Below are 26,008 nucleotides of genomic sequence, written 5' to 3' on the forward strand. Positions count from 1 at the left end.
TGTCTCTGAAAGAATCTACCCTAATAAGTAATTATCAATTAATCGTATGTCACCAATTCGTATTGCAGCAAAACGCCGATTTTGATGTTCTTCAATATATTCTACGGCGATGCCCTTTGCGGTTAATTGTTTTATGATTTGTGCACATGTTAACTCTTTTCGTTGAAATAATGCAGCAAACTCTTCGGCTAAAGCCCTTTGCTCATTATTGAGTCGATTATTGCGTGAACTGTATGCCAAACTACTCGGTTCTCGAATAGTTGGGCAGGCTTTAATGTCTATATCCATAAAAAATGCCTTAACCATTCCTTGAATTAATAAGTATTGTTGGTAATCTTTCTCGCCAAAATAAGCCCTATGTGGTTTGACCAAGTTAAGTAATTTCAATACTACAGTTAATACTCCATTAAAGTGACCTGGCCTATGTTGTCCTTCCATCAGCTGGCACAGTTGATTTTCATGTACCTGGTAATTGTATTGATCAGCATACATTGATTGTTCATTCGGAAGAATACAAAAATCAACACCAGAATCCTCCATAATCTTAAGGTCAGCTTCTAAAGTGCGAGGATAATTCTTAAAATCTTCAGCCTGATTAAATTGGGTCGGGTTGACAAATAAACTTGAAACAGTATGGTTATTTTCTTTTTGGCTGGCTAAAAACAAAGATGCATGTCCTGCATGCAAATTACCCATTGTTGGTGCGAAGCCCAAAGTTAATTCAGCAGATAATGTTTTACGAAAACGTATCCATTCGCCAAGATCGTGAAAAATTTGCATGGATTACTCCTCTGGAATTTATGAAAACCGTTCGTCGGCATAGGTATTGTAGCCTGGGTGAAGCGAAGCGTAACCCGGGAAATTTGGACTGAAACCCGGGTTACGCTTCGCTTCACCCAGGCTACAATTTAGTATTCTTATGTGAACAGTTTCATTCTTTAATTAAAATGAATGTTCAGCTGCTGGGAAACTCACTTGTTGCACCTGTTGCACATAAGCATTTAATGCATTCAATACAATGTCTTTGCCTTGAATGAATCGTTTAACAAACTTTGGATTAAAATCAGTTTGTAAACCCAGCATGTCATGCCAAACAAGTACTTGACCATCAGTACCTGATCCCGCTCCAATACCAATAGTGGGTATATTCAGTGACTGAGTTATAGTTTCTGCTAATTGTTGGGGGATACATTCGATGACAAGGGCAAAGCAACCGGCTGCTTCTAAATCAAGTGCTTGCTGAATGAGTTTTTCTGCTTGCTCTTGATTTTTTCCTTGTACTTTATAGCCACCTAATTGATGAATGGATTGAGGTGTTAAACCGATATGACCTATCACAGGAACTCCTGCATTGACTAAATAGGAAATGGTATGACACGTATCTGCATCACCCCCTTCAATCTTCACCGCATGTGCCCCTGCCTGTAATAGACTTTTTACATTTTCTACAGTTTGGGTCAGTGAGATTTTATGGCTTAAAAAGGGGAGATCACTGATTAAAAATTGCTGTTTTAACCCACGAGCAACGGCTTGCGTATGAAGTATCATCATCTCCATAGTCGCTGTAACTGTCGTTTCATGGCCATGAACTGCCATAGCCACAGAGTCACCAACAAGAACACAATCAATATTCGATTCAGCTACAATACAGGCAGATGGATAATCGTAGCAGGTAACCAGGGAAATCTTTTGTTGCTCTTCTTTTTTACGTTTGAAATCATTAATTTTCATATTGCGTTACTCCTTAATACAATGAAGCAGGCATTATGAAAAGCGGGGTATACTATAGGTACCTGTCGCATGGATCAAGTCCTCCAAAATAATTTAAAAAAAAGTCACTGCCAACTTAGGTCAGTGCATTAGCTATCATATTTCAAATTCAGGTAATTGAGAAGTAGTTGATCTTTTAGAAGGTGGTTTAAGCAAAAACAAAAGCGGGAAAGCAAATAATACCAACCACATCATGAAGCGAAAATCTTGTAAGTAAGCAAGTAATACCGCTTGTTTGGTCACCGTTGCATCGAGAAAGGCCAGTCCTTGTGTTGACTGTAGATTAAAAACTCCTGACTCACTCGCATGATTTAAGCTGATGTTAAATGGAGTAATAAAATGGGCAAAGGCCGAATGATTTGCTTGCGTATTTTGAGCTAATTTGGTCATGACAATGGAAATACCAATACTACTCCCGATATTTCTGAGTAAGCTAAACAAGGAAGTGCCATCATTACGATACTGAGACGGTAAGGTGGTGAAAGTGAGCGTAGATAATGGAACAAAAATAAAACCCAAACCCAGTCCCTGAATGATTCCTGAGGAAATGATGTCGCTGCTGCTGATGTCCACATTGAATAAAGTCATAAGCCATAAAGAATAATCGGTCAAAATTAACCCGAAACCAATTTGATAACGTGGGTCAATTTTTCCTGATAATTTGCCCACAATCATCATCGCGAGCATAGTACCTACCCCTCTAGGAGCTAAGAGTATCCCAACGTCAATTACTGGATAATTCATTAAACCTTGCATGTAGGGTGGTAATAGGGCCATGGTAGCCAGCAAAATAATCCCAATAATAAAAATAAAGCTGAGGCCCACACTAAAATTACGATCTTTAAACATGGAGGGCTCGATAAAAGGGGTTTTTGAAGTGAGTATATGGGCAATAAACAAATACAAGCAGATGAGCGCCACTAATCCTTCAATAATTATTTCATTGCTATTAAGCCAATCCAGCGATTCGCCACGGTCAAGAAATAGCTGCAATGAGCCTATCGCGATACTTAAAAATGCGAAGCCCATTAAATCAAAATGTTTTTCGGTTTTTAATTTATTTTCCTGGAGAAACATGGTTAAACCGATCCAGGCAAGTGCCCCAAAAGGAAGGTTAATATAAAAGACCCAACGCCAGTTGTAATATTCAGTAAGCCATCCCCCAAGAGACGGGCCAAGAATTGGGCCAACCATAACTCCCATACCCCAAATAGCCATTGCCGAGGCTTGCTTTTCTGGAGGATTTGAATCTAAAAGTATGGATTGGGATATGGGAACCAAACTGGCACCGCAAATTCCCTGAAGCAGACGAAATAATACAATTTGGGACAAACTCTGAGCAGCGCCACAAAGCATGGAAGCAATAGTAAATCCAATTACGGACCAAATGAAAATTCGTTTTCTGCCAAAACGGTCCCCCAGGAAACCAGTCAATGGAGTGAATATTGCTGCCGCAACAATGTAGGAGGTAAGAACCCAAGAAATTTGCTCTTGAGTAGCGCCCATCCCGCCTTGCATGTGGGGTAAGGCTACATTAGCAATGGTTGTATCTAATGATTGCATCACTGTTGCAAGCATCACAGACAAAGTAATAAATACTCGTTGTGAGCCTTGGGGTGCTTGATATGTTTTTGCCATAGATCTCGCTAATCTATTGTTAAAATGTAGCCTGGGTGCAGCGAAGCGGAACCCGGGTTTTATTGGGTAAATGAATTTTATAATCCCGGGTTCCGCTTCGCTGCACCCAGGCTACAAAGGCTTTAACCCTCCCCTACTTTGGGAAGAGGGGGATTTTTAAATGAATATCTTTTATGTCCTGTATCAATTTCTACCCAGGAGCTGAGCCCTGAGCGCAGTGGTGGACTGTTAGGGTCTGCTTTCAATTGGATACGGACTGCAATGCGCTGAGCAATTTTAACCCAATTTCCTGTAGCATTTTGGGCTGGAATAATTGAAAATTCTGAACCAGTTGCAGGACTTATACTTTGGACCGTACCTTTCCATTTTTTTCCAGGATAAATATCAATGCTAGCAGTTACCTTTTGTCCTGGATGTACATAGGTCAATTCTTTTTCAGTAAAATTTGCTTCTATCCAAGGATGTTCATTAGCAACCAAGGTCATGGTAATCGAACCTTTGCTGACAAATTGCCCTTTTTTGGGAGGGGCACTAATGGTCCCAGATACTGGCGCTTTAATTTCAGTATGCAGTAAATCCAATTTTGCTTGTTCGTACTCTGCCTTTGCCATTAAATATGAAGGATGAGTCTCTACAGGTTCATCAATACTGCCCGCAAGTGATGCTGCTAAGCCTTGCAGATTATGCTCTGAGGTGACGATCTGTTGTGCAGCAAGTTCCGCGCCTTCATTTGCATCATCTAAACTGGATAGCGAAGCGAAATGTTTCTCAGCAAGATCCATCTGACGCTTTTTGTTGCGTAAGGAAAAATTATATTTAGTGCGGGCAAGCTCTAATTCAGCCTGCTTTTCACGATAATTGGCTTTCATCGCTAAAATATCAATACGGACTTGAGCTAACTTAGATTCAGCTTTAGTCAAAGCAACTTTAAAAAGTTCTGGATCAATGCGATAAAGAAGCTGATCTTTTTTTACATTCTGATTTTCTGTGACAAAAACTTCTTGAACTGCACCTGATACTTGTGGACTCAAAGGAATCATATCTGCTTTGACATAGGCATTATCAGTTGCAACATAACGGCCGCCCAGAAGATACAGAATCATTCCGATTAGTACAAAAACAGCCGGAATTATAACTAAAAGAATAAAACGGTTAGAAAAAGGGATGTATTTTGTTAGGGACATTGTTTCTTTTTGCTCTTTATGCATTTTGTTCAACTATAATTCGAGTTATCATTCATGCTTCATGCAGGGTACCTTCTTTTAGTAAAGCGGTTGAAGTCATTGCGTGAAATATGTACTTATAATAACAGGTTTTTTATGCAAATCACTGAAAAATTAGCTGTCCCAGGTGAACATGCTTTATTTCTGCAAGGAGCTGTTGGGAAATTGGAAGCAGTTTTAACTGTTCCAGAACAAAATCATTCTGCGTTCATCGCTTTTTTGGGACACCCTCATTCACTGCAAGGCGGTACAATGAGTAATAAAGTCGTTACTACTTTGGCCCGTGTCTTTAGGGAGTTAGGCATTCCTTCATTACGCTTTAATTTTCGCGGAGTCGGTCAGTCTGAGGGAGATTATGATGCAGGGCATGGTGAAAGTGAAGATATGCTGTTTTTAGTTAATAAATGGCAAAAGGAACAACCGGAGAAGGAACTTATTTTTGCTGGTTTTTCTTTTGGCTCTTATGTGGCTTATCGCGCTGCGGCCCAAACGGACTCAAAATTATTAATTACGGTAGCCCCTCCGGTGCATCATTATAATTATCGTGAGTTTAATCCTTCTCCTCGCCCTTGGCTTATTATACAAGGTGATGAAGACGAAGTAGTTCCTTCCAATTTGGTTTTTGAGTTTGCTGCCCAGACTAATCCTGAGATCCCAGTGATTCGTTTTGCCAATACGGGGCATTTTTTTCATGGGAAATTAATCGAACTGAAAGCAAAACTTATAGAATATATTCATTCTCAGGTTGTTTTATGACGAATTTGATTGCCCAATATGAAGCTGCAATTCATCGTGGTGACATTGATGATGATCCGCTGCAACGAGATATATTGGCCCAGATGCAATATTTAGCGGATGAGGTAAAAAAATCGAATTCATCTTGGTTTTATCCATTAATTAAAACCCGAATTAGGGGTGTGTATCTTTATGGACCTGTTGGGGTGGGAAAAACCTACTTGATTGATTTATTTTATGATTGTCTTGAAGAAAAAAAGAAAGCGCGTTTCCACTTCCACCATTTTATGCAACAAGTTGATTCGCAGTTAAGACGATTACAAGGACAAAAAAATCCACTTCGTAAAATTGCTAAAGAATTGGCTAAAACGACGCGAGTGCTTTGTTTTGATGAATTTATGGTTCATGACGTTGCTTATGCCATGATTTTAGCGGAATTGTTACAGGCTTTAATTGCTAATGGGGTTATTTTGGTCATTTCTTCGAATATACCTCCAGATGATTTGTATCGAAATGGGGTGCATCGAAAGCGATTTTTACCTGCTATTGCAGCAATTAAAGAAAATTGCGATGTATTGCATTTAAATGAACAAAAAGATTATCGAGTTGGACGCGTTCCTTTACTCGATGCTTATTTATTTCCTTTAAATGAGCATACGGCTTTGACTATGGAAAAACAATTCATGCTTTTAGCCGGCGAATTTAAGGAAAATGGTTTCATTACAATACAAAATCGTGAAATTCCTTACCTTAAGCTCGCTGAACAGTCGATTTGGTTTGCCTTTGATATTTTGTGTAATTTGCCACGCAGTCAATTGGACTACCTGGAGCTTGCAGATAAATTCGACACCATTTTTTTAAGTAACATACCTTCCTTAACAGTAAATCATACCTTACAAGCAATTATGTTCATTCACTTTATCGATGTGATGTATGACCGTGGTATTAATATTATTATTTCTGCAGAAGTTGCAGTTGAAAAGTTGTATGTTGAAGGAGAAATGAAAGAAACCTTCACACGGACATTAAGTCGTTTGCTGGAAATGCAGTCTGTGGATTATTTGGCACGCCACCCTAAAAGAGAGCTTAAAGAGTTTGGGGTTGCTGATAGCTCTTGATTATATTAACGTTTTGCCATCCTGAGTATCGTAGCCTGAGTGCAGCGCAGAGGAACCCGGGTTTACGGAAATGAATAAACTGCTTCGATCCCGGGTTCCGCTGCGCTGCACCCAGGCTACGGTTTTGTTCCAGGGATGAAATGTATAATTTTTTTCTTAATTGAGAATGATTATCGATTTCATTTGTGTTAAGATTAATATTATTTCACTTTTGTGCTGTTAGGACATGATAAGAATTACAGAGGTAGTACCAGGTGATAAAGTACGGTTAACCAGTTTTGGTACAACCGATATGCAATATAGACGCAGACTTTTGTCTTTGGGCGTAACCTGTGGCACAGAGCTTTTAGTGGTTCGAATTGCTCCTTTAGGATGTCCCATTCAAATAGAAGTCAGAGGAACTGCCTTAACCTTGCGTAAGGAAGAAGCGAGTCAATTGATTTTGGAGCGTATATGACTCATGTGCTGTTAGTAGGTAACCCTAATTGTGGTAAGACTACCTTATTTAATGCATTAACTGGTGACAATCAGCGAATAGGAAATTGGCCCGGTGTTACCGTTGAAAAGAAAACCGGAGAATTCTTTGTAGGTCAACAACGCATTGAAGTAACTGATTTACCGGGGGTTTATTCTCTGGTGGCTAATGCCGAGGGTGTTAGTCAGGATGAGCACATTGCTGCGCACTCGGTTGTAACTATGGAAGCAGATTGCATTGTTAATGTGATCGATGCCTGTCACCTGGAGCGGCATTTGTATTTGACGACTCAAATTTTGGAATTAGGCAAACCCGTATTACTTGCACTGAATATGATGGATATTGCTCAGCAACGTGGTATCTCTATTGATATCAATGCCTTGTCTCAGCAATTAGGCTGTCCTGTTATTCCCATTCAAGCACATAAAAAGATAGGTATCCCACAATTAATGCAGGCATTAATTCACGTGCCTCAAAAAAATATCTCCTGGATACTTCCTGTGCCCAAATCGGTCCAACAAACATTAATGACTCTGGAAAATACATTAGTTCATGAGGGGTATAGTCAATCTCTTGCCTATTATTATGCACGTAGGATTGCAGAGGGAGATAAGTTGTTATTCGATAAAACACTTACCAAAGATTTGACCCTACTGAACGAATTGGAGCCTAGCCTTGATATCTTATTAGCTGATGCTCGATATCACGAAATACATAAAATGGTGACAGCTGTACAAAAAAAACGAAGCGATGCCAGTGAAGATTTTACTGCAAAGCTTGATAAGATCATGTTACATCGTTTTTTTGCCCTCCCTATATTTTTTGGCATGATGTATTTGATGTTTTTATTTGCGATTAATGTAGGTGGTGCGTTTCAGGATTTTTTTGATATCAGTACCGATACAATATTCGTTCAAGGTACTGCCTGGTTATTACAACAGTTTCATGCGCCCAATTGGTTGATTGCTTTATTGGCAAATGGAGTGGGGAAAGGAATTAATACCACGTTAACGTTTATTCCTGTCATTGCTGCGATGTTCTTTTTCTTATCCTTACTGGAGACGTCAGGATATATGGCCAGAGCTGCCTTTGTCGTCGATAAAGCAATGCGTATGATGGGTTTGCCCGGCAAGTCTTTTGTGCCGATGATCGTTGGTTTTGGTTGCAACGTTCCTGCGATTATGGCAGCACGTACACTGGATTCGGAACGGGATCGCTTACTCACGGTGATGATGAGTCCTTTTATGTCATGCAGTGCACGTTTGGCGATTTATGCAGTATTTGTCGCTGCTTTTTTCCCATCGGGCGGCCAAAATGTAGTGTTTTCTTTATATCTTGTAGGGATTTTGATGGCTGTATTAACAGGATTCATCTTGCGCAAATCTACTTTAAAAGGCCATGCTTCTCCATTAATTTTGGAATTACCAGCGTATCATAAACCTGCACTCAAACGGTTATTTAAAGAAACCTTTATGCGACTACGCTTTTTTGTAGTGCGGGCAGGAAAATTAATTGTACCCATTTGTGTTATTTTAGGTGGTTTAAACGCCATCACTTTGGGTGGTGGCATTAATTCAGGTGAAGCCAGTGCTCAATCATTGCTTTCTTTAATGGGACAATGGATTACCCCTCTATTTGCACCCATGGGAATACATCAAGACAATTGGCCAGCAACGGTAGGATTGTTAACGGGTATGTTAGCTAAGGAAGTAGTAGTAGGTACGTTAAATTCACTTTATGCTCAGGTAGGCCATGTAGGTGAAATTGCCGCCGCTCATTTTGATTTCTGGGCAGGCATCAAAGCAGCTTTTTGGTCTGTTCCTCAGAATTTAGCTCAATTGGGTTCTGCCTTGACAAATCCTATATTAGCCAGTGCAGCAGATAACCCAGTATCTCAGTCAGTATATGGAATTATGGCCCAAAGGTTTGACGGTAAAATAGGCGCCTATGCGTACCTGTTGTTTGTACTTCTTTATATCCCATGTGTATCGACAATGGCGGTAATTCGACAAGAAGCAAACAGGAAATATATGTGGATTTCTGTGGTTTGGTCTTTTGTAGTTGCTTATGCTGCCGCCGTTGTGTTTTATCAATCTGCTAAGTGGATTCAAAGTTCAGAACACAATGCTCTTGAGATGATGGTTTTTTTATTGGTTTTTTTTCTTGTTATAGGATTACGTCAATATACCAAACGAAGTATGCGGAGGAATAATGCTGTTGCAAATACGTGATTACATCTGCCGTGAAGGTGTAGTGAGTACCCAACAATTGACTCGCGAGTTTCGTTTGGATCTGCCAGCATTACAGCCTATGCTTGATTTATGGATAGGCAAGGGGGTCATACGTAAATGCCAGGAAAGAGCAAACTGTGGAAGCACATGCTTTAAGTGTCGTGCCAACACTCCTGAATATTATCAATATATTTAGGGGCTCCCATCATCACTGCCTTATGAATTAATTTATTGATTTAAATTGAAATTAATTGGGTGCGATAGCGCGCTCATTCACGTGAACGCTTGCGGGCCCGTCTGCGATTGCGACACTCTATTGAACACATACCCTTATTTTTATAAACTGCCCGTTACAGCGAATAGTAATCAGAACCTTATCTCATGCATTACATTTTTTTACAGCTTTTTTACTAAAGCGGATTTAACTTTCGTGCTCATTCACCAAATTTGGGCTAATATAACCGTATAAGCTTGATTTATATGTGGTATGCAAAATGGCTGATGAATCAGATCTCCCTACTACTGACGAAAACACAGAACTACAAGAGGATTTTGATAGTATTGATAACGATAGCAGTATGGACTTGCGTAAACTGCAAATGGAAGAGGATTTAAATGATCCTATAACTTTAGTTGAGCGCGTTTATCAAATCTGGTGGCGTTGGGCTGATTTCCAACTTTATATTGTGTCTCCAACTATAGATCTTATTTCACCTCCAGTAATTATCAAACCTGAACTAATTTCAGGAACACATGAGTATGAATTCGTATATTCCATTCTTGATTCAGGATCAAAATTGTCTACTTCCAAAAGTGAGGAGATGCTCTCTGCTGGGATGTCTATGTATAAGCTCTATATGACCATAGAAAAAATGATTTATATTTTGGTTGAACGTTTAAAAGAAGGAGGTATTGATAAAGAAACGGAAGTGCAAGTATCTTTTGGTGGGCATTTGCTTCCCCAAAGAAAAGCCTTTGAGTCAATTATCAATTTACCTTACAACGTTGTGGTAACTAATTTTGATCCGGGTGCATGGGGTGAACGTTATTTACAAATTGTCAAACAAAATGCAGACAAGTACGGATATCCGCTTGAGGCCCCACGCGACACCTATAAACATCCTAGAACATCTTCTGTACGACCTAAATAAAAAAGCCCCTATTAAATATAGAGGGCTTTCTGTTAATAATCTACTCAAGAAAATCAAAGCTCGGCTTTTAGTGAAGGAGATTCTTCAATTTTACCACAGTGTGCTTTAATGAAATCAACACGACCAAGTAATTCTTTATTATCAGCCATAACTTTTTGTAACGAATGAACTACTTCAAGTACTATTTGATTTCTTGAACTTTCGTCATGTACTTCAGTTGCCTTACGTTTCACTTGAGAAAGGATATTCTTCACCCCTTTGACTTGACTATTAAAGAAACTACTTCCTATAAACGAATGATCAACATAATCCTGAAGTATGGCTTGTGTGAGTGCCAAAGGGTCTTTTTCTAAATTATGCTGATGGATGAGCTCACAAGAAAGATAACTGACAATTTCATGATGTCCTGTACGTTTTGCATCTTTGTATGCTTTTTTAATAGCACTCTCAGCAGGAGTATTTTCTGGAGACAAACTGCAAAGCAGTTTCACTGCATCAAATTGTCCAGATTTTGCTGCCATACGGAGCAATTGGCTTGCCGCGCCCCAATTAGGCTCTTGATGACTCAATAGAGAAGAAAATATCTTCCATTGCTCATTGAGTGTCGCGACATGTAATGCATAACCTATTACAGCCTGAGAAGGCTTCCTCCCACTTTTCTTGATGTGATCAAAAAAAGTATTCCATTCACTATCTCCCATCTTGTCTTTGATTAATTCTCCCAGCATGTCATCGAATTGTTCTTGTAGTTGTTGTTGGTGTTCCTCTTCTATTTGTTGTTGGCGTTCTTGTATTTGTTGTTGATACACTTGGTGCTTCACTAAAGCATTTTTTACAACTTTGGGGTTTGGGTGAGGTCCATTTTGGGACAAATTGCATAATTGAATTATTATTTTCCATAGTTTATCAATTTGCTCACTGCTTAATTTATCAGAACGGGTTTCCTTTAATGCCTTATTTATAGCCTCGTCAATTTTTTCTGGTTGAAGTTGCCTTATATTTTTTTTTAAAATATTACCCACAGTTACATCAAGCCCTTTAGTGGCGCAATAGATAAGTCGTTCATTTGGATCGTCAGAGATAGGCATAGTTGATTCCTAAAACAATAAATGTATATTAATTATACCAATTAAGCGAGAAATTAAAAAATTAAACTGACTGATTAATTTTTTATCTTTGGATTAAAAATATTTTTTCAAGTAAAAAGATCCTTTAAGGAATGGAGACAATGAATGAATTTATTTGAATAAGAGATCGACAAGTTAAATTTTGCTTAGAATCCATATCGACTTAATCTTGCGCGATAGAAACAGAGTGCTATACTTCGCATTTGTGCTTTATTTAATTAACTTTTCTAATTAAGGAAGAAACTCACAGTGAACAAAAAAAGACCCGTTAATCTGGATTTGGGTAGTTTAAAATATCCCCCTATGGCTATAGCGTCCATTTTACATAGGATTTCAGGGGTAGTTTTATTTTTACTGTTACCCATAATGCTTTATATTTTTGGCCAGTCAATGCAATCAGAAGAAGCTTTTATACAAGTGAAAAGTTTACTGTCTCATCCTGCTTATAAGATGATCATGTGGGCATTTGGTGCAGCAATGATTTATCACTTACTTGCAGGGATTAGGCATCTTGTGATGGACATGGGGTTTGGTGAGCATCTTGATGCTGGTCGGCGTTCCGCTGTTTTAGTCATTATTCTTGCCATTATTTTGTCAATTTTTCTAGGAATCTGGATATGGTAAATAATGTCACCAGCTTAACAGGTAATGGGTTAAAGGATTGGTTGATTCAACGAGTCACCGCGGTTTATTTTGCTCTTTATTCTTTTTTTATTATTGGATTTTTGTTATTGCATCCTGAACTAGGTTTTGCACAATGGCATGCTCTTTTTTCTAATACTTTAGTTCGGATCGCGTCACTTATTGCATTGTTTGCTCTTTCATTGCATGCATGGATAGGTATTTGGACAGTGACTACAGATTATATGAAGTGTACTGCATTGCGTTTATCAGTACAAATGTTAGTCGTTTTATGGCTCCTTAGTCAATTTGTCTGGGGCTTAATGATCCTTTGGGGGCAGTAGCATGGCAATTGCACGTAACACATTTGATGCAGTAATTATTGGTGCAGGCGGAGCTGGAATGCGTGCTGCACTGCAGATGGCAAATTCTGGTTTAAAAGTTGCACTTTTATCCAAAGTATTTCCAACACGTTCACATACGGTATCCGCCCAAGGCGGGATTACTTGTGCATTAGGAAATGCTCATGAAGATGATTGGCGTTGGCACATGTATGATACCGTGAAGGGCGCTGATTATATTGGTGATCAGGACTCAATTGAGTACCTCTGCAAAACAGGTCCAGAAGCTGTATATGAACTCGAACATATGGGCTTACCTTTTTCACGTATGGATAACGGAAGAATTTATCAACGTCAGTTTGGTGGTCAATCAAAAAATTTTGGTGGCGATCAAGCTGCCCGTACTTGCGCTGCAGCTGATAGAACAGGACATGCTTTATTGCATACGCTGTACCAGCAAAATTTAAAAGCCAAAACACATGTATTTAGTGAATGGTATGCTCTTGATCTCGTTAAAGATGCCCATGGTCACATATCTGGCGTTACTGCAATGTGTATTGAGACTGGTGAGATAGTCTTTTTCCAATCCAGGGTATGTATTTTGGCAACTGGAGGGGCAGGACGTATTTACCAATCTACAACCAATGCCTTTATTAATACAGGTGATGGTTTTGGTATGGCGCTCAGAGCAGGCATTCCGTTACAAGATATGGAAATGTGGCAATTTCATCCTACCGGTATCGCCGGAGCAGGCGTTTTGGTGACTGAAGGTTGTCGTGGTGAGGGTGGTTATTTGATTAATAAAGACGGTGAACGCTTTATGGAGCGTTATGCACCGCGGGTTAAAGATTTAGCTTCTCGGGATGTTGTTGCTCGTTCTATGGCTCTTGAAATTCGTGCCGGCAAGGGTTTTGATCCTAAAGGGGTTGATCACGTTAAATTAAAACTGGATCATTTAGGTGCTGATCTCATTATGTCGCGCTTGCCAGGTATTCGTGAATTATCTATGAAATTTGCTGGAGTTGACCCCATTGTTGAGCCGATCCCGGTAGTTCCTACATGTCACTACAGTATGGGTGGAATACCAACGAATATGTATGGACAAGTCCTCACTAAAACTAATGGAACGGAGCATGTTGTAGAGGGATTATACGCGGTTGGTGAATGTGCTTGTGTTTCTGTACATGGTGCGAACCGTTTAGGTGGTAATTCGTTACTGGACTTAGTTGTTTTTGGTCGTGCAGCAGGATTGCATGTTGAAGAGTTATGGCTGGCAAATCAATTGCCTGAAATGACTTATATTAGTGATGATGATCTTGCCCCATCTTTGCAACGATATAATCGATGGAATGATTCAACAGAAGGCGAAAGCCCCGCTGTGATTCATGATGAAATGCAACGTGTGATGCAAGAAGATTTTGGTGTATTCCGTACCGGTGAAGTCATGGCCTCTGGTTTAAAACGGCTACAGGCTTTACGTGAGCGATTGGCCCATGCCAAATTAGAAGATAAAAGCAAGGTATTTAATACAGAACGAGTCAGTGCATTAGAGTTGGATAATTTAATGGCAACTGCATACGCAACAGCGCAGTCTGCTATTGTTCGTACTGAAAGTCGTGGGGCTCATAGCCGTGAGGATTATCCGAAACGTGATGATGAGAACTGGATTAAACATACGCTCTATTTTGAGGAAGGTGAGAAAATTGATTTTCGTCCAGTTAATGCATCACCTAAGCATGTCGAGCCTTTTGCGCCGAAAGAACGCGTTTACTAAAGAGGATAGATTACATGGCAGATAGTAAAAAATTGACCCTATCAATATATCGCTATAATCCTGAGGTGGATGCTAAGCCTTATATGAAAGATTATGAGTTGGAGATCCCGGTTAAAAGTGATCCTATGTTGCTCACCTTACTTGAGCGTTTGAAAGCAGAACAGGATCCTTCTATAACTTATAGACGCTCATGTCGTGAGGGAGTATGTGGTTCCGATGGTATGAACATTAATGGGACTAATGCTTTGGCATGTATTACTCATGTATCCCAGTTGAAGACAGACAAAATAGTTATTCGCCCTTTACCCGGTTTTCCAGTAATTCGTGATTTGGCTGTTGATATGTCCCAGTTTTATCAACAATATGAGCGCATAGAACCCTATTTACAAAATGATGAGGTTGTACCTGCTCAGGAGCGTTTGCAATCTCCAGAAGAACGTGCGCAGCTTGATGGGTTATATGAGTGTATATTATGTGCATGTTGTACCAGTGCATGCCCTTCATACTGGTGGAATCCAGAGAAATATGTAGGTCCTGCGGGATTATTACAAGCAAGACGATTTTTAGCAGACAGTCGTGATACAGCAACCGAGCATCGCTTGGATAAATTACAAGATCCGTTTAGTGTGTTCCGTTGCCGAAGCATTATGAATTGTACCAGTGTCTGCCCGAAGGGTCTCAATCCAATGAAAGCAATTGCTGAAATTCGTCTGCAAATGCTGACACAAGAAACCTGACGGTACTTTTTTGTTATTTAAGGTACCTGGTAAAACTCATTGAAAATAGGAAATTTTATTCTCATAAAATGAGAATAATCCTGAAATGAGCTCGAAACCAGAATAAGGATGGATCCCCGCTTTTGCGGGGATAGCTGTTTTATCCACGGGGATGAGTGGAGTAGCCAATTTAAGTAATAGCTCAGGCCCCTATGTTATTCGGATGGTTGGATTTGAGCGTAGGTTGTGAGAAAATTTTTCTATGCAAGCGCAACATACATCTGTATGTGCGCATCGAGTAGGAGAATTTTCTCGCAAGATGCGCCAAATACAGTCGTTCCCTGATAGGGCTGAGCATTTACCAATTTAATGGTGGTGTGATTAATACCCTTTGGAGAGTAAGAAAATGAGCAGTTCCGATCTGCAAAAAGAATGGGCTTCTTCCTATTTATCTGGCGGAAGTATGGCATATGTTGATAGCTTGTATGAAGATTATCTTGCTGATCCGAGTTCGGTTTCCGCCGATTGGCGAGCAGTATTTAGTGCCTTACCCAAGGTTAATGGTGCTGAAAAGGAACGTTCACACAGAGATATTCGTGATTATTTTTTGCAGAATGCAGATAAAAAAGCAATACCAGTAATCCAATCTTCAGATAGCCAACAATTTCGAATCGCAGATTTAATTAATTCATACCGCTCATTGGGACATCATGCTGCCAAACTCGATCCCCTTGAAATGACAGAGCGTACTCCAGTTCCCGCATTGGAATTAGATTATCATCACTTATCTGATGTAGATAGAAGCCGTAAGTTTTTTGCAGGGACTACATTTAATGGCCCGGAAATGACTCTGGATGAAATATATCGAGCATTGCGTGAAACATATTGTGGCAGTATTGGTATTGAGTACATGCATATTTCTAATACCGAAGAAATCGAATGGCTACAAGAACGAATGGAATCTGTACGTGGACGTCTTCATTTAGATACAACAAAGAAACTGCAAATTTTAAAAGACTTAATTGCTGCGGATGGCTTAGAGCGTTATTTAGGGACACGTTATGTAGGGCAAAAACGATTCTCTCTCGAAGGGGGTGATTCTTTAATTCCCATGATGAAAGAAATCATTGAGTGTTCCGGAAGAGATAATGTTAAGGAAGTGGTAATCGGCATGGCTCATCGTGGCCGTTTAAATGTCCTCGTAAATGTGTTAGGTAAAGAGCCTAACCAGCTTTTCCAAGAGTTTGAAGGAAAAATAAAATACGAACGTACTGGTGATGTGAAATATCATTTAGGTTTTTCCTCAGATATAAAAACAAATTCAGGTTCAGTAGTACATTTGGCTTTGGCCTTCAATCCGTCGCACTTAGAAATTATCGGGCCTGTGGTAGAGGGCTCCGTTCGCTCTCGTTTAGGTCGTCGTAATGATCTAATTAAAAAGGAAAAAGTTGTTCCTATTGTTATTCATGGAGATGCTGCCTTTGCTGGGCAAGGTGTCGTAATGGAAACCTTTAATTTTTCTCAGGCTAGAGGTTATTCTACTGGTGGTACGGTTCACATCGTGATTAATAACCAAATCGGTTTTACTACCAGCAATCCTTTGGATGCACGCTCTACTTTATATTGTACCGATGTTGCGAAAATGGTGCAGGCTCCTGTTATTCACGTGAACGGTGATGATCCTGAAGCAGTTGTATTTGTGACCAAATTGGCATTTGATTTCAGAATGAAATTTAAACGAGATGTAGTCGTTGATCTTGTTTGTTACCGACGTCATGGCCATAACGAGGCAGATGAACCCGCTGTAACTCAACCTTCCATGTATCGAAAAATTAAATCTATGCGTCCATTACGTGAAATCTATGCCGATCAGCTTATTCAAGAAGGTATACTGACTAGCAAAGATTCTGAAAAATTAGTAGATGCTTACCGCGATTCTTTGGATCAAGGTAAGTCTGTAGTGGATTTGGTTCATGGTGATTATGAAGGGAAATATGCGGTAGACTGGACTCCTTATCTGAACGCAAAATGGACAGATAAAGTAGATACCACGATCTCTAAAGAGAATTTTAAAAAATTAACCAAGCAATTAAATGAACTACCTAAGGGGTTTACATTACACCCAGTGGTACAACGCTTGTTAAATGAACGCGATAAAATGACCGCTGATGAATTACCGATGAACTGGGGGTATGCTGAAATTATGGCATATGCCAGTTTAGTTCAAGAAGGTTATGGGGTGCGTTTATCGGGTCAGGATTCTGGAAGAGGGACTTTTGCTCATCGTCATGCGGTATTACATGATGTAGAAACGGGTGAAACATTTATTCCTTTAGAGCAAATAACGAATGAACTGAACCGACCTTTTTCTGTAATCGATTCCGTGCTTTCAGAAGAAGCGGTATTGGCATTTGAATATGGTTTTTCTGCTTCTGCTCCAAATTTTCTGGTACTTTGGGAAGCTCAGTTTGGTGATTTTGCCAATGGTGCGCAAGTTGTTATCGATCAATTCATTAGTTCCGGCGAACAAAAATGGGGGCGCTTATGTGGTCTAGTGATGTTATTGCCCCATGGATATGAAGGACAAGGCCCCGAGCATTCATCCGCGCGCTTAGAACGTTACATGCAACTTTGTGCCCAGCATAATATGCAAGTTTGTACGCCAACTACACCTGCTCAAATTTTCCATTTATTAAGAAGACAAGTTATTCGTAATTTCCGAAAACCATTAATTGTAATGACCCCCAAGAGTCTTTTACGGCATAAATTAGCGGTTTCCCCTTTGGATGATTTGTTTAAAGGTAAATTCCATACCATTATCCCAGAAATTGATGTTCTGGATGCCAAAAAAGTTACAAAAGTGGTGCTGTGCTGTGGAAAAGTTTATTATGATTTACTGCAAATGCGTCGTGATAAAGAATTAAATCACGTTGCTTTAGTGCGAATCGAGCAATTGTATCCGTTTCCTAAAAAAGCACTTTCTACTGAGCTAAATAAATATCCTCAGGCCAAGAAAGTTATTTGGTGTCAGGAAGAGCCACAAAACCAGGGAGTATGGTTCTCCTCTCAGCATAATATAATAGATTGTTTGCTTCCTGAACAAACCTTGCACTATGCCGGAAGAGAGTTTGCTGCTGCACCCGCTGTAGGAAGTCCAGCTCTGCATGCACAGCAGCAACAAGCTTTAGTTGAGCAAGCTTTATTGGACTGAATTTGAGTTTATCGTAGTCTGAGTACCTCAGACTACAATTTGTTAACGAATTTAGGGTCTGTTTACATTTCGCTAGTTTGAGTCAAAATGGCCTGATTTTAGAGCACCGAAGCGCAGAAAGTCAGGACAGCTTGACCAAGGTAGTAGAAATGTAGACAGGTCCTAATAAAATAAGAAGGTATAACCATGTCTATCGAAGTCAAAGTACCTGTTTTGCCTGAATCAGTTGCTGATGCAACTGTGGCTGCATGGCATAAAAAAGTAGGTGATAAAGTTACCCGTGATGAAAATTTGCTGGATCTGGAAACAGACAAAGTCGTACTAGAAGTTCCTGCTCCAGCGGATGGGGTACTGGCCGAAATAATGTTCCAGGAAGGTGATACAGTAAATTCCGGTCAAGTATTGGCAAAAATAAAGGAAGGTTCTGGCTCTGAAGCTAAAGAAGAAAAGAAAGAAGAAAAGAAAACGGAAACTGCTAAGGATCATGAAGAAGCAGGAAGTGATAAAGTAAGTGCTAAGGAAGATAAGTCAACAAGTCCTGTAGTACGACGAATGATGGCTGAACATGATCTGCAACCAGGACAAATCCAAGGTAGTGGCAAAGACGGTCGTATCACGAAGGAGGATGTTCTTTCTTATATAGAATCCAGCAGAGAGAAAACATCTAAATCCTCAGAAAGCCAAAAAGAGCAACAACAAAAAGCACCCATGGGCTTACGCGAGGAACGTCGAGTTCCAATGACGCGTTTAAGAGCTAAAATTGCGGAACGTTTATTGGAAGCACAGCATAATGCAGCAATGTTGACAACCTTTAATGAAGTCAATTTAAAAGCTGTAATGGATATGCGTGCTCAGTATAAGGACAGTTTTGAGAAAAAACATGGCGTTAAACTTGGATTTATGTCGTTTTTCACTAAAGCAGTTGTTGAGTCATTAAAGCGTTTCCCTGCAGTCAATGCGTCTATTGATGGTCAGGATGTGGTCTATCATGGTTTTTATGATATTGGTATTGCGGTATCTACGGAGAGAGGATTAGTTGTCCCTGTGATCCGTGATGCAGATCAAATGAGCATGGCTGATATTGAATCGGCTATTAATGATGCAGCTACAAAAGCCAGACAAGGCAAATTAGCAATGGAAGATATGCAAGGTGGTACTTTTACCATTACTAATGGTGGGGTATTTGGTTCTTTATTGGCTACTCCAATTATTAATCCGCCCCAAACAGGTATTTTGGGAATGCATAAAATTGAAGATAGACCTGTAGTAGAAAAAGGACAAATCGTGATTCGTCCTATGATGTATGTCGCGTTGTCTTATGACCATCGATTGATTGATGGCAAAGATTCAGTACAGTTTTTGGTGAGTGTTAAAGAGTTATTGGAAGATCCTGCTCGTCTTTTACTTAATGTTTAATGAAATGTAACAGCGAGATTCGCATTGACACATAAATGTACTCTGGGTGAAGACAAGGTTGGAACCCGGCAGTTTTAATTCATTGATGGTAAATCTGGGTTTGGCTTTCCGCCTACCCAGCGCTACTATGCATCAATTGACACTTATGAGTAGTGACGAATTTTGCTTTTTTAAGAAAGGTAATTGCAATGAATTTACATGAATACCAGGCTAAACAATTATTTGCTAGCTACAATTTACCCGTTCCTAACGGTGAAGTAGCTTATAGTGTTGAAGATGCTATGCAAGTCGCTTCACAGTTAACTACTGATCGTTGGGTTGTTAAGGCGCAAGTTCATGCTGGCGGTAGAGGAAAAGCAGGTGGTGTGAAATTAGTATCGAACAAAGATGAACTCGCTACAGCTGTAAAATCATTATTAGGTACTCGCTTAGTTACCTATCAAACTGATGCTCATGGTCAGCCAGTTAATGCTGTTTTAATTGAGGAAACGTGCGATATTGGCAGAGAGTTATACCTTGGCGCTGTTGTTGATCGCGCTACTCGTCGCGTTGTATTCATGGCGTCAACCGAAGGCGGTGTTGAAATAGAAAAAGTAGCTGAAGAAACGCCTGAGAAAATTTTCAAGGTTATTGTAGACCCATTAGTTGGTGTCATGCCATTTCAATGTCGTGATGTAGGTTTTAAATTGGGCCTTCAAGATGATCAAATTAAGCAGTTTACTCATTTGATGATGGGATTGGGTAAAATGTTTGTTGATTGTGATTTGAGTTTATTAGAAATCAACCCATTAGTTGTAACAAAGAAAGGACAATTAATTTGTTTGGATGGAAAAATTAACATTGATGGTAATGCCTTATATCGCCAACCTAAATTAAAAAGTATGCGCGACACAACTCAAGAAGATGAGCGAGAAAATCGCGCGAGTGATTGGGAATTAAATTATATTCCTTTAGATGGATCCATTGGTTGTATGGTAAATGGTGCTGGTTTGGCTATGGCGACTATGGATGTGATTAAGCTTCACGGTGGCGAACCGGCCAACTTTCTAGATGTAGGTGGTGGTGCCACAAAGGAACGAGTGAGTGAAGCACTAAAAATTATTGTCTCCGATGAACATGTCAAAGGTATTTTAGTAAATATTTTTGGTGGTATCGTTCGTTGTGACCTCATTGCCGATGGTATTCTTGCTGCAGTGAAAGAAGTGGATGTGAAAATTCCTGTGGTGGTACGTCTTGAGGGTAATAATGCGCAACTCGGTGCTGATATTTTAAATAAAAGTGATTTGAATGTGATTGCTGCAACCAGTTTAACTGATGCTGCAAAGAAGATTGTGGCAGCTGTGGCCTAATCCTAAAAGCCGCAGTTGAATCTACTACGCATTGCCACTGAGCTGACATGAGCAGTTCTTGCGATTCAACTGCATTTTTTAGGTTAATTACTAAATTTCGAGGTTAACAATGAGTGTATTGGTAAATAAACATACTAAAGTACTGTGTCAGGGGTTCACTGGAAAACAAGGCACGTATCATTCAGAACAAGCGATAGCTTATGGCACACGTATGGTTGGTGGTGTGACACCAGGAAAAGGCGGACAAAAGCATCTAGGCTTACCGGTATTTAATACCATGCGTGAAGCCGTTGAAGAAACCAAAGCGGAAGCAAGCGTGATTTACGTCCCAGCTCCCTTTTGCAAGGATTCTATTTTGGAGGCGGCTGATGCAGGGATTCAATTAATTGTTTGTATCACAGAGGGTGTTCCCGTATTAGACATGCTGCAAGTAAAAGTCTATTTGGAAAACAACACTCAAGCACGTTTAATTGGACCGAACTGCCCTGGAATTATTACTCCCGGCGAATGTAAAATTGGCATTATGCCAGGTTCAATTCATTTGCCTGGTAAAGTAGGCATTGTGTCACGCTCTGGTACTCTAACCTATGAAGCAGTAAAGCAGACTACAGATAAAGGCTTTGGCCAAAGTACCTGTATAGGTATTGGCGGTGATCCAATTCCTGGAACCAGTTTTATTGATGCATTAGCTTTATTTGAGCAAGATTCTCAAACGCAAGCCATTATCATGGTGGGTGAGATCGGTGGCTCTGCAGAAGAAGAGGCTGCAGAATACATTAAATCGCATGTAAGTAAGCCTGTAGTTTCCTATATTGCAGGTGTTACAGCACCCGCTGGAAAACGTATGGGGCATGCTGGGGCGATTATCTCTGGTGGTAAAGGAACTGCAGCCGAAAAATATAAAGCTTTGGAAGCTGCTGGCGTAAAAACTGTGCGTTCACCCGCGGATTTGGGCGATGCAGTTGCTTCAGTAACTGGCTGGTAAACTGTTGTATTGTAACTTTGTGTGAAAGCAAAGCAGTCATTAAGCTAAGGTGTAAATACATTGGCCGACGACGTCCTGCAGACAAGGAGCAGGGCGTCGGACTAACGTATCAAATACTTAGATACCCAATTTCTTTTTTTATGGTATTTCATGACAAATTTTCGAAGCATAGCTGATATAAGACGTGAATATGGGGATTTGAATTTAAGTGAAAAATCACTTCCAAAAGATCCACTTGTCCAATTTAAGCTTTGGTTTGAAGATGTTTTAAAAAATGAAAAAAATGATCCAACCGCTATGGTCCTTTCTACTGTAGATAATCGTGGTTGTCCTGACTCCAGAGTGGTTTTATTAAAGGGATTGGAGGAAGGAAACTTTGTTTTTTATACCAATTATCAAAGTACAAAATCAAAACAAATTCAAAATAACCCTCATGTGGCACTTAATTTTTATTGGCCACAAATGGCAAGACAAGTGCGTATTCGAGGCCAAATCAAACCAGTTGATGAGAGGCAGTCCGATCTATATTTTTCTTCAAGACCAATTAAAAGCCAATTCAGCGCTATTGTTTCTCCTCAAAGTTTTGAAATTGAGAGTAGGGAATTATTGGAGAAAGCCCTTAATGATTTAATTCAAAAACATGGGCAAGAACCTGTATTACGTCCTACCTACTGGGGCGGTTATATGGTTATTCCTAATGAAATCGAGTTTTGGCAAGGGCGAGATAATCGTCTACATGATAGAATTCATTATTATCAACAAGATGGGCAATGGGAGCATCATCGTTTAGCTCCATAGTCATAACATCACACTAGTACCCTTTCTACGTAATTTGACCAGTAGCATTTCATTTTGCATCCATTTTCTAGCGACGCATAATAGTTCAAAACTATTCGAATTAGTCCTGTACGTCCTGCGCTTTTTTCAGCTATTACCAAGGTCTGTGATACAATCTGAGCGCTACTTGTCAAAATTAAGTAGAAAGGGTACTAGCGGCAAAATTTGCCGGCAAAAAGTTAAGTTCTGCCACAAATATATTTTTTTTCCCTCTTTTTGTTCTTACTCTATTTTTTGTGTTTTTTAAAGAGACAAAAAAACTTGGCATAGTAATTGCTTTATAAGTATTAGAAATAACAACTAAATTATTTTGAAGTTATTTTTCTGGGTTAAAAAAGAAATTTGTCAAGAATTAGTAAATGTTTTTATTTGGTAAATAAGCGTTAACATAAAGTCGTAAAATTAACTTAAATGTTGAAATTATTAACAGTATTAACCAATACAAAATACTGTATAAATAGAGGGTATAATCATGAACGACATAACAGCCTTACTACCACATATTAAATTACGTTTTAACATTGAACATCCAACTTATGAAGACAGCTATGCATTTGGTTATGAATGTGCGCTTGCTGATGTTGCTGAGGAGGATAATCCTTTTCATAAGGGTACACAACAAGCACAACACTGGCTAGAAGGTTGGTGGGATGCAATTGAGGGAGAAGAACCTTTATTTGCATTAAATGCTATAGGAAATGACGAACTGTCTGTAAGCGAAGAAAGAGCTGCAAATGATCAAGAGTATGGCCATAAGCACAGCTTTCTGTCACTGGTTATTGAAATTAGTGGTGCCATAGCAGCTTCAGCAATAGTTGGCTATCAATTATTCGAGTTAGTAGCATAGATTTTGCAAGTTGGTGAAGCATTAAATAAAAAAGATAGAAATTCATCATTGTCGTGCTGCGTAACCCTCATTATTTCTTTCTCCCGTTGAGGGAGAAGGAAAAAATCTAAATATATATCAAAAAACTTCCTGTGTGCAAAAAAATAATAGGCTAAAAATAGCACTATAGAATTTATTGAGAATATATCTTAATCCTTGAAAAATTTTAATACCATAGATCGCATTCGCGCTAATTCTGAAGGATTAAATTCTTTGTATATTTCGCTGCCTATATTAAGACATACGGTTATATTCTCACCAAGTCCCTTAAGTAAATCGACACCCGATAATTTAAGAAGTTTTATCTCGTTCGCTATATCGAGAGCCCATGCGTCAAAATAACTCATTTCAGAAAACACAGGTAGAAATACATGTTCTTTATCTTGTAAAAACAATACCTTAGGTTGATCATCTGCTGAATTTTTTTCTATGGGTACAATAAAGTTTGCTTTAATAAACTCAAGATAGGCTTTATTCGCTTCTTTATTATTTCCAGCCGCATTAAGCGCTTCTTTTATTGCAAGATTAAGAGCATTCATTTTGAGCCTTAGTAAAATTTAGATCAAATTATCAGCAATGTTCCTCAATAAGATAACATTTTTTTTACAATAATGCTGATAAATTATGTCCGTAAATTATAATCATTTTCTGTACCTATGAAAATGAAATCAAACTATGTGTTGAAATAAATGACAACACTAGTATAATGTAGGTTTTGTTTTGCAGATTAATTGCTCATTTTTTGGATAAGTATATTAGGGTTTGATTCCATTTCATACCGTTAACGATGTACTAGTGAATTCGGAATGTAAATGAATGTTAGCAAACTCTATCCTGGAGGTTAGTTTTTTTGATGTGTCTACCAGTTAGAATTTCTTCAATTGAACAAAGCCAATTAGGATTTTTATTAACGTAGAGAGTTTATGAACAAAATACATGAGTCTAGAGTAGAAGTTTATAACCAAAAAAGTTATTTAGGATTTGCTTGGTTAGTTTGGGGGTTGGCTGCTGCGTTCTATTTTTCTGATTATATGGCTCGTGTTGCTCCTGGAGTAATGCATCGATATTTGCAAATGGATTTTGGGATTAATGAAGCTGGGTTTGGCATAATAACCGCCTCATTTTATGTTCCTTATATTTTAATGCAAATCCCTGTAGGACTTACTGTAGACCGCTTAAGCATACGGTGGCTACTTACAGTAATGTCATTAGTTACCGCGTTTGGTTGTTGTGTTTTTGGTCTTGCAGATGGCCTGTTTATGGCCTCAATAGGTAGGATGCTCATAGGTTTTAGTGCCGCCTTTGCTTTTATCTGCTCCTTAAGATTAGCTACATCATGGTTCCCACCGACAATGTTAGGTTTATTGGCCGGTTTAACTCAAGCCTTAGGAATGCTAGGAGCCGCTGCTGGAGAAGCGCCTGTTTCATTTTTAGTGACTAATGTGGGATGGCGCCACAGTATGTTGATTATTGCTTTTCTATTTATCGCACTTGCAGCTTTATTGTACCAATTTGTGCAAGATAAACCAGGCGAGCATCGTAGTGAAGTTCACTCCATGAATCAGCTCAGCATTCTTCAGAGCTTAAAAATTGTATTATCTTGCAGGCAAACCTGGCTCAATGCGTTATATGCTGGATTTTTATTTGGACCAACTGCGGTGATTGGTGAGGCAATTGGACCTGCATACCTGCAATTTGGTAGGGGGTTGGGTGCTCATGCAGCTGCTTTTGCTACAGGATTAATTTTTATCGGTTGGGGTATTAGCGGTCCTATATCCGGTTGGCTTTCAGATAAGATGGGACGCCGTAAGCCTTTAATGATTCTTTCAGCGGCTTTTGGGGTAGTTCTGACTTCTGTTTATGTATTTATCCCTACTTTAAGTCAAACCTCAGCTTATTTGCTCTTCTTCTTTTTTGGTGTAACGAATACTGGTGTTGCTATTGCCTATGCAGTGTCTACTGAGATACACGATAGAAATGTGGTCGGAACTTCTATTGCATTTACCAATATGATATCAATTTTTGTAGGGGCTCTATTGCAGCCTTTAGTTGGACGATTGGTCGATATGGTCTCAGGTGCCCGCGCCTATAATGTTGAAACTTTATTGCTCTCTGATTTCCAAGCGGGCCTGAAGATCCTTCCACTTTGTTCTATTATTGCATTGATATTAGCATTTACTGTTAAGGAAACTTATTGTAAGCCAAAAAATCATGCCTAATCTTTGAGATTTTTTAGGTTTGATCTCGCTTAACCAAATGATGCGCCCCGACACTTACATACTTTGTATATGCTGTGTTTCGGGGCGTCTAAAAAGAACCCATTTTTGTCCCAATTTAGCGAATTGTAAATAAACCCTATTGCTCTAAAAAATAGTTATAACTGTTTTTTTATAAGCTTATCGCA

The 26,008-nt window shown here is 39.3% G+C and carries 23 protein-coding genes; 17 read left to right on the plus strand and 6 right to left on the minus strand.

Translation table 11 applies throughout. The annotated features are described in order from the left end of the window. Positions 1–15: 15 nt before the first annotated feature. The 4 genes from panC to Lstg_RS05710 form a co-directional block, all read right to left on the minus strand. Positions 16–780, minus strand: a complete 765-nt coding sequence (panC, locus tag Lstg_RS05695; protein ID WP_058476697.1) for a pantoate--beta-alanine ligase — start codon at positions 778–780, stop codon at positions 16–18. A gap of 162 nt (positions 781–942) precedes the next feature. Beyond that, positions 943–1,731, minus strand: coding sequence for a 3-methyl-2-oxobutanoate hydroxymethyltransferase (gene panB / locus Lstg_RS05700; protein WP_058476698.1), 789 nt, complete (start codon positions 1,729–1,731; stop codon positions 943–945). Positions 1,732–1,866: 135 nt separating this feature from the next. Next, positions 1,867–3,408 carry a DHA2 family efflux MFS transporter permease subunit gene (locus tag Lstg_RS05705; RefSeq protein ID WP_058476699.1) on the minus strand — a complete coding sequence of 514 codons (1,542 nt, stop codon included), beginning with the start codon at positions 3,406–3,408 and terminating at the stop codon, positions 1,867–1,869. A 122-nt stretch (positions 3,409–3,530) separates the two neighbouring features. Further along, on the minus strand, positions 3,531–4,616 hold the full coding sequence (locus tag Lstg_RS05710; protein WP_238585378.1) for an HlyD family secretion protein: 1,086 nt from the start codon (positions 4,614–4,616) through the stop codon (positions 3,531–3,533). Positions 4,617–4,727: 111 nt separating this feature from the next. Between Lstg_RS05710 and Lstg_RS05715 the strand changes: the two genes are divergently transcribed. The 6 genes from Lstg_RS05715 (at position 4,728) to Lstg_RS05740 (ending at position 10,341) form a co-directional block, all read left to right on the plus strand. Continuing rightward, positions 4,728–5,387: an alpha/beta hydrolase gene (locus Lstg_RS05715; protein WP_058476701.1), complete on the plus strand. Its 660-nt coding sequence runs from the start codon at positions 4,728–4,730 to the stop codon at positions 5,385–5,387. After that, positions 5,384–6,484 carry a cell division protein ZapE gene (gene zapE, locus Lstg_RS05720; RefSeq protein WP_058476702.1) on the plus strand — a complete coding sequence of 367 codons (1,101 nt, stop codon included), beginning with the start codon at positions 5,384–5,386 and terminating at the stop codon, positions 6,482–6,484. The genes Lstg_RS05715 and zapE overlap by 4 nt, the downstream gene beginning before the upstream one ends. Before the next feature lie 226 nt (positions 6,485–6,710). After that, positions 6,711–6,941 (plus strand): FeoA family protein, encoded by a 231-nt coding sequence (locus tag Lstg_RS05725; protein WP_058476703.1) that lies wholly within the window; start codon positions 6,711–6,713, stop codon positions 6,939–6,941. Further along, positions 6,938–9,190: a Fe(2+) transporter permease subunit FeoB gene (gene feoB / locus Lstg_RS05730; protein ID WP_058476704.1), complete on the plus strand. Its 2,253-nt coding sequence runs from the start codon at positions 6,938–6,940 to the stop codon at positions 9,188–9,190. Before Lstg_RS05725 ends, feoB begins: the two co-directional genes overlap by 4 nt. Further along, entirely contained in the window at positions 9,171–9,386 is a 216-nt protein-coding gene (locus tag Lstg_RS05735) for a FeoC-like transcriptional regulator (protein ID WP_058476705.1), read from the plus strand. The genes feoB and Lstg_RS05735 overlap by 20 nt, the downstream gene beginning before the upstream one ends. A 298-nt stretch (positions 9,387–9,684) precedes the next feature. Further along, entirely contained in the window at positions 9,685–10,341 is a 657-nt protein-coding gene (locus Lstg_RS05740) for a hypothetical protein (RefSeq protein WP_058476706.1), read from the plus strand. A gap of 53 nt (positions 10,342–10,394) precedes the next feature. Here the strand turns inward: Lstg_RS05740 and Lstg_RS05745 are convergent, their stop codons facing one another. Further along, positions 10,395–11,429 (minus strand): hypothetical protein, encoded by a 1,035-nt coding sequence (locus tag Lstg_RS05745; protein WP_058476707.1) that lies wholly within the window; start codon positions 11,427–11,429, stop codon positions 10,395–10,397. A gap of 288 nt (positions 11,430–11,717) precedes the next feature. Here Lstg_RS05745 and sdhC point away from each other — a divergent pair, with 288 nt between their 5' ends. The 10 genes from sdhC to Lstg_RS05795 all read left to right on the plus strand — a co-directional run bounded on the left by sdhC (position 11,718) and on the right by Lstg_RS05795 (position 23,565). Further along, positions 11,718–12,092, plus strand: coding sequence for a succinate dehydrogenase, cytochrome b556 subunit (sdhC, locus tag Lstg_RS05750; RefSeq protein WP_058476708.1), 375 nt, complete (start codon positions 11,718–11,720; stop codon positions 12,090–12,092). Next, the gene (gene sdhD, locus Lstg_RS05755) at positions 12,086–12,433 is read left to right on the plus strand and encodes a succinate dehydrogenase, hydrophobic membrane anchor protein (RefSeq protein WP_058476709.1); all 348 of its coding nucleotides are present in this window, start codon (positions 12,086–12,088) and stop codon (positions 12,431–12,433) included. The genes sdhC and sdhD overlap by 7 nt, the downstream gene beginning before the upstream one ends. Position 12,434: 1 nt before the next feature. Further along, the gene (sdhA, locus tag Lstg_RS05760; RefSeq protein ID WP_058476710.1) at positions 12,435–14,204 is read left to right on the plus strand and encodes a succinate dehydrogenase flavoprotein subunit; all 1,770 of its coding nucleotides are present in this window, start codon (positions 12,435–12,437) and stop codon (positions 14,202–14,204) included. 14 nt (positions 14,205–14,218) lie between these two features. After that, complete coding sequence (locus Lstg_RS05765; RefSeq protein WP_058476711.1) at positions 14,219–14,941, plus strand: succinate dehydrogenase iron-sulfur subunit; 723 nt, start codon at positions 14,219–14,221, stop codon at positions 14,939–14,941. A gap of 385 nt (positions 14,942–15,326) precedes the next feature. Next, positions 15,327–18,131 carry a 2-oxoglutarate dehydrogenase E1 component gene (locus Lstg_RS05770; RefSeq protein ID WP_058476712.1) on the plus strand — a complete coding sequence of 935 codons (2,805 nt, stop codon included), beginning with the start codon at positions 15,327–15,329 and terminating at the stop codon, positions 18,129–18,131. Positions 18,132–18,317: 186 nt separating this feature from the next. Then, positions 18,318–19,547, plus strand: a complete 1,230-nt coding sequence (gene odhB / locus Lstg_RS05775) for a 2-oxoglutarate dehydrogenase complex dihydrolipoyllysine-residue succinyltransferase (protein WP_058476713.1) — start codon at positions 18,318–18,320, stop codon at positions 19,545–19,547. A gap of 188 nt (positions 19,548–19,735) precedes the next feature. Continuing rightward, positions 19,736–20,896 (plus strand): ADP-forming succinate--CoA ligase subunit beta, encoded by a 1,161-nt coding sequence (gene sucC, locus Lstg_RS05780; RefSeq protein ID WP_058476714.1) that lies wholly within the window; start codon positions 19,736–19,738, stop codon positions 20,894–20,896. 109 nt (positions 20,897–21,005) lie between these two features. Then, positions 21,006–21,881: a succinate--CoA ligase subunit alpha gene (sucD, locus tag Lstg_RS05785; RefSeq protein ID WP_058476715.1), complete on the plus strand. Its 876-nt coding sequence runs from the start codon at positions 21,006–21,008 to the stop codon at positions 21,879–21,881. Positions 21,882–22,031: 150 nt separating this feature from the next. Then, a complete protein-coding gene (gene pdxH, locus Lstg_RS05790; RefSeq protein WP_058476716.1) occupies positions 22,032–22,679 on the plus strand; it encodes a pyridoxamine 5'-phosphate oxidase in 648 nt (215 codons plus the stop codon). Positions 22,680–23,190: 511 nt separating this feature from the next. Next, positions 23,191–23,565 (plus strand): hypothetical protein, encoded by a 375-nt coding sequence (locus Lstg_RS05795; protein ID WP_058476717.1) that lies wholly within the window; start codon positions 23,191–23,193, stop codon positions 23,563–23,565. 188 nt (positions 23,566–23,753) lie between these two features. Here the strand turns inward: Lstg_RS05795 and Lstg_RS05800 are convergent, their stop codons facing one another. Beyond that, positions 23,754–24,143 carry an SseB family protein gene (locus Lstg_RS05800; RefSeq protein WP_058476718.1) on the minus strand — a complete coding sequence of 130 codons (390 nt, stop codon included), beginning with the start codon at positions 24,141–24,143 and terminating at the stop codon, positions 23,754–23,756. A gap of 384 nt (positions 24,144–24,527) precedes the next feature. Here Lstg_RS05800 and Lstg_RS05805 point away from each other — a divergent pair, with 384 nt between their 5' ends. After that, entirely contained in the window at positions 24,528–25,823 is a 1,296-nt protein-coding gene (locus Lstg_RS05805) for an MFS transporter (RefSeq protein WP_058476719.1), read from the plus strand. Positions 25,824–26,008 lie beyond the last annotated feature (185 nt).

It is taken from the genome of Legionella steigerwaltii (genome assembly GCF_001468065.1).
Lineage (GTDB): Bacteria > Pseudomonadota > Gammaproteobacteria > Legionellales > Legionellaceae > Legionella > Legionella steigerwaltii.

Bases quoted from the DNA above. Each gene is read 5' to 3' on its own strand.
- Lstg_RS05770 (WP_058476712.1), top strand. From the start codon at position 15,327: ATGAGCAGTTCCGATCTGCAAAAAGAATGGGCTTCTTCCTATTTATCT.
- zapE (WP_058476702.1), top strand. From the start codon at position 5,384: ATGACGAATTTGATTGCCCAATATGAAGCTGCAATTCATCGTGGTGAC.
- Lstg_RS05735 (WP_058476705.1), top strand. From the start codon at position 9,171: ATGCTGTTGCAAATACGTGATTACATCTGCCGTGAAGGTGTAGTGAGT.
- sdhA (WP_058476710.1), top strand. From the start codon at position 12,435: ATGGCAATTGCACGTAACACATTTGATGCAGTAATTATTGGTGCAGGC.
- panC (WP_058476697.1), bottom strand. From the start codon at position 780: ATGCAAATTTTTCACGATCTTGGCGAATGGATACGTTTTCGTAAAACA.
- Lstg_RS05765 (WP_058476711.1), top strand. From the start codon at position 14,219: ATGGCAGATAGTAAAAAATTGACCCTATCAATATATCGCTATAATCCT.
- Lstg_RS05800 (WP_058476718.1), bottom strand. From the start codon at position 24,143: ATGAATGCTCTTAATCTTGCAATAAAAGAAGCGCTTAATGCGGCTGGA.
- Lstg_RS05795 (WP_058476717.1), top strand. From the start codon at position 23,191: ATGAACGACATAACAGCCTTACTACCACATATTAAATTACGTTTTAAC.
- Lstg_RS05715 (WP_058476701.1), top strand. From the start codon at position 4,728: ATGCAAATCACTGAAAAATTAGCTGTCCCAGGTGAACATGCTTTATTT.
- Lstg_RS05710 (WP_238585378.1), bottom strand. From the start codon at position 4,616: ATGCATAAAGAGCAAAAAGAAACAATGTCCCTAACAAAATACATCCCT.
- odhB (WP_058476713.1), top strand. From the start codon at position 18,318: ATGTCTATCGAAGTCAAAGTACCTGTTTTGCCTGAATCAGTTGCTGAT.
- sdhD (WP_058476709.1), top strand. From the start codon at position 12,086: ATGGTAAATAATGTCACCAGCTTAACAGGTAATGGGTTAAAGGATTGG.
- Lstg_RS05705 (WP_058476699.1), bottom strand. From the start codon at position 3,408: ATGGCAAAAACATATCAAGCACCCCAAGGCTCACAACGAGTATTTATT.
- sucC (WP_058476714.1), top strand. From the start codon at position 19,736: ATGAATTTACATGAATACCAGGCTAAACAATTATTTGCTAGCTACAAT.
- sucD (WP_058476715.1), top strand. From the start codon at position 21,006: ATGAGTGTATTGGTAAATAAACATACTAAAGTACTGTGTCAGGGGTTC.
- Lstg_RS05745 (WP_058476707.1), bottom strand. From the start codon at position 11,429: ATGCCTATCTCTGACGATCCAAATGAACGACTTATCTATTGCGCCACT.
- feoB (WP_058476704.1), top strand. From the start codon at position 6,938: ATGACTCATGTGCTGTTAGTAGGTAACCCTAATTGTGGTAAGACTACC.
- panB (WP_058476698.1), bottom strand. From the start codon at position 1,731: ATGAAAATTAATGATTTCAAACGTAAAAAAGAAGAGCAACAAAAGATT.
- Lstg_RS05805 (WP_058476719.1), top strand. From the start codon at position 24,528: ATGAACAAAATACATGAGTCTAGAGTAGAAGTTTATAACCAAAAAAGT.
- pdxH (WP_058476716.1), top strand. From the start codon at position 22,032: ATGACAAATTTTCGAAGCATAGCTGATATAAGACGTGAATATGGGGAT.
- Lstg_RS05740 (WP_058476706.1), top strand. From the start codon at position 9,685: ATGGCTGATGAATCAGATCTCCCTACTACTGACGAAAACACAGAACTA.
- Lstg_RS05725 (WP_058476703.1), top strand. From the start codon at position 6,711: ATGATAAGAATTACAGAGGTAGTACCAGGTGATAAAGTACGGTTAACC.